This window comes from Bradyrhizobium genomosp. III (assembly GCF_000261705.1).
Classification (GTDB): Bacteria; Pseudomonadota; Alphaproteobacteria; order Rhizobiales; family Xanthobacteraceae; genus Bradyrhizobium; species Bradyrhizobium ottawaense.
Genome location: NZ_AJQF01000584.1, coordinates 1 through 1,425, shown reverse-complemented (window position 1 = coordinate 1,425; position 1,425 = coordinate 1). Strand labels below are relative to the sequence as shown.

Here is a 1,425-nt window from a genome sequence, read left to right as displayed (position 1 = left end):
GCTTCGAAGCTCATGGGCCTGAACGTCTATAACGAAGCCAACGAGAAGCTCGGCGACATCAACGAACTGCTCGTCGACAAGAGCGGCAAGATCAGCGCAGTGGTGATCGGCGTCGGCGGCTTCCTGGGAATGGGCGAGCACGATATCGCCGTTTCGATGGACAAGCTGAAGTTCGTCGAAGAGCCGGTCCGGACCAGCTCGACCGGCACTTCGACCACCCCCCGCGAGACGACGACCGGCGCGGCTTCGACCAACGCCACGAGCCGCAACACCAACGATTGGGTCCCCGATCACGCCGTCATGAGCGGGAACAAGGAGCAGTTGAAGGCGCTCCCGCAGTTCAAATATTCGGACTACAACTGACAGGACGAACGTTATCGAGATCGAGGGCCTCCATTTGGAGGCCCTTTTCATGCCGACCCACACCGGAGCCGCTTGCAGCGGCGCTTAACACTCAGCCACGTGTATTGAAGCTATTCACTCGGTTCGGCAATGCGGTGCCGGGCCGGGTCGATTTCCCGACCGCAGGATCGTGGCCTCTGCAGGCTGGAACCGCCCGTCCCGAAGGAGGCGGGGAACCGGGAGGGGGCCATTGAATTAACCCTGCATGAGGACAACAGCGGATCTTTCGATGACAAACACTCGTTTCGCGAGCTCCATCTCTGCCGCCCTCCGCCATCCCGGTGTGATCGCGCTGATCGTGGCTGGCGTGACGATTGCGGCAATGCTGATTGTCGATCACGGCCCCTGGAGCCGCGCCAAGACCCAGCCGGCCCATATTGCGATGTATGCGACCACGGGAGAAGCGGCACGGGCCGCCGGTGCCGCGGTGCTCCCGACCAACCCGAAATCACCGATCGAGCCGTCACGGCCGGGACCCAAGACGTCGCCGACCGTCAACCCCGTGACGCCGTAGCTTCGCTGCTCACGATGAGTGGAGCCGCCTCGCAGATCTCGGCGGCGTTGTCGCCGCTCTAACCTCAGCCGATCACCGACGAGCCGAGCAAGGCGAGCACGGCCAGCGCCATCAGCGCGGTGCCGAGCCAGCCCAGCGCGATCAGCCATGACCGGGCCCTGAAGCGGCCCATGATCGCGCGGCTCGAAACGATCAGCATCATCATCGCCATGATGGGCACAGCGACGATGCCGTTCAGCACTGCGCTCCACACCAGCATGTGGATGGAGTCGATGCCCGTGAAGCCGAGGCCGAAGCCGATGATGGTTGCCGCGGCGATGATGGTGTAGAAGCCGGCGGCTTCGTCGGGCTTGGCCTCCAGCGTGGCACGCCAGCCGAAGATCTCCGCGACGCCGTAGGCGGCCGAGCCCGCCAGCACCGGGATCGCGAGCAGGCCCGTGCCGATGATGCCGATCGCGAACAGCGCGAAGGTGAAATCGCCGGCCAGCGGCCGCAGCGCTTCGGCCGCC

At 64.6% G+C, this 1,425-nt stretch carries 3 protein-coding genes; 2 read left to right on the top strand and 1 reads right to left on the bottom strand.

What is annotated here, in order from left to right:
* The coding region (locus tag IC66_RS0142255) for a PRC-barrel domain-containing protein (RefSeq protein ID WP_038951375.1) at window positions 1-363 on the top strand (363 nt) is incomplete at its 5' end.
* 268 nt (window positions 364-631) lie between these two features.
* On the top strand, window positions 632-916 hold the full coding sequence (locus tag IC66_RS0142250) for a hypothetical protein (RefSeq protein ID WP_028142626.1): 285 nt from the start codon (window positions 632-634) through the stop codon (window positions 914-916).
* Window positions 917-980: 64 nt separating this feature from the next.
* Here IC66_RS0142250 and IC66_RS0142245 read toward each other — a convergent pair.
* A partial coding sequence (locus IC66_RS0142245; RefSeq protein WP_038951374.1) for a divalent metal cation transporter occupies window positions 981-1,425 on the bottom strand: 445 nt, incomplete at its 5' end.